Origin of the sequence: Enorma timonensis (assembly GCF_000321165.1) — a bacterium.
Lineage (GTDB): Bacteria > Actinomycetota > Coriobacteriia > Coriobacteriales > Coriobacteriaceae > Enorma.
Genome location: NZ_CAPF01000109.1, coordinates 1 through 1,289 on the forward strand (window position 1 = coordinate 1; position 1,289 = coordinate 1,289).

A 1,289-nucleotide genomic window follows, 5' to 3' on the forward strand; every position below is an offset into this window, starting at 1 on the left:
GGGGGTGCGGACAAAAAGTTGGACGCCGGGAGGCGTCGGGACGGGGGTCCGCATGCACGACAGGGACGACGTCGAGCTTGCGCTGATGGCGCTCGAGGAGGGGTGGACGCGGGCGGAGGCCGGCGCGCTGGTCGGGGTCTCGGGGCAGACGGTGTCGAGGTGGGCCGCGGGCCGCGTCCCGCACGAGCGCCGGGCGGGTAGAATCGTCTACAGGGAGACGATCAGGGAGGTGCCCGCCGTGAACGCCGGGGAGAGGGCCGCCTACGAGGCCGCCATGACCGAGAACATGCTGCTCAGGGCGGTGTTGGACGACCTAAAAGGGGGAGGCTCGCACCCGGGTTCGATGTCGAACAGGAGAAAGTGCGAGCTGGGCGAGAGATTGCGCGCGGAGACCGGCCTGCCCCTCCGCGAGATCACCGCTTTCTTGAGGATCTCGAAGAGCTCCTATGAGTACCACCGGGCGCGGCTCGGGCGCGACCGCGACGCGGCGCTCCGCCCCCTCGTCGGGGAGGCGTTCGCGGCGGGGCGGGGGGCCTACGGCTACCGGCGCGTGCACGCCGAGCTGCGCGCCCGGGGCGTCCGCGCCTCGGAGAAGCGCGTGCGGAGGGTCATGCGCGAGGAGGGGCTCGAGGCGGCCCGGCCGCGCCGCCGGCGCTACAGCTCGTACGCCGGCGAGGAGGGCATGGCGGGGGCCCCGAACCTGCTGCTCTCCGACCCCGCCCGGGACCTCCACGACTTCTCGGCCGCCCGGCCCGGCGAGCGGCTCGTCACCGACATCACCGAGTTCAGGCTCCCGGACGACCCGAGGAGGGTGTACCTGTCGCCCTGCGTCGACCTCTTCGACGGCGACGTCGTGGCCTTCTCGGCGGGCACGAGCCCCTCGAAGGCGCTCGTCGCGGAGATGCTGGCCGGGGCCGCCGCGGCCGTCGGCGGCGGCTTCCTGCTGCACTCGGACCGCGGCTGGCACTACCGGACGCCGGACTGGGTCGCCGAGTGCGGCAGGCTCGGCGTCACCCGGTCCCTGTCGCGGAGGGGGCACTCGCCCGACAACGCGGCGATGGAGGGCTTCTTCGGGAGGCTCAAGGTCGAGTTCTTCCGCGGCCGCGACTGGGGCGGCTGGACGGCGGAGGCGTTCATCGGGGAGCTCTCCGGGTACATCCGCTGGTACCGGGAGGGCAGGCTCAAGGCGTTCGCCGAGGGCGGCGGGACCGTGTACGATACGATAGCGGGGCGCAGGGCGCGCCTCGGGACGGCCGCCTAGGCCGGTCCAAGAAATCGTCCGCACCCCC

1 protein-coding gene is annotated in these 1,289 nt (G+C 73.4%); it reads left to right on the top strand.

All coding sequences use genetic code 11. The annotated features are described in order from the left end of the window. Window positions 1–85 precede the first annotated feature (85 nt). Window positions 86–1,261 carry an IS3 family transposase gene (locus BN423_RS10445; protein WP_232385583.1) on the top strand — a complete coding sequence of 392 codons (1,176 nt, stop codon included), beginning with the start codon at window positions 86–88 and terminating at the stop codon, window positions 1,259–1,261. Window positions 1,262–1,289: the final 28 nt, after the last annotated feature.

Coding starts and splice junctions, on each gene's coding strand:
- BN423_RS10445 (WP_232385583.1), top strand. CDS start 86: ATGGCGCTCGAGGAGGGGTGGACGCGGGCGGAGGCCGGCGCGCTGGTC.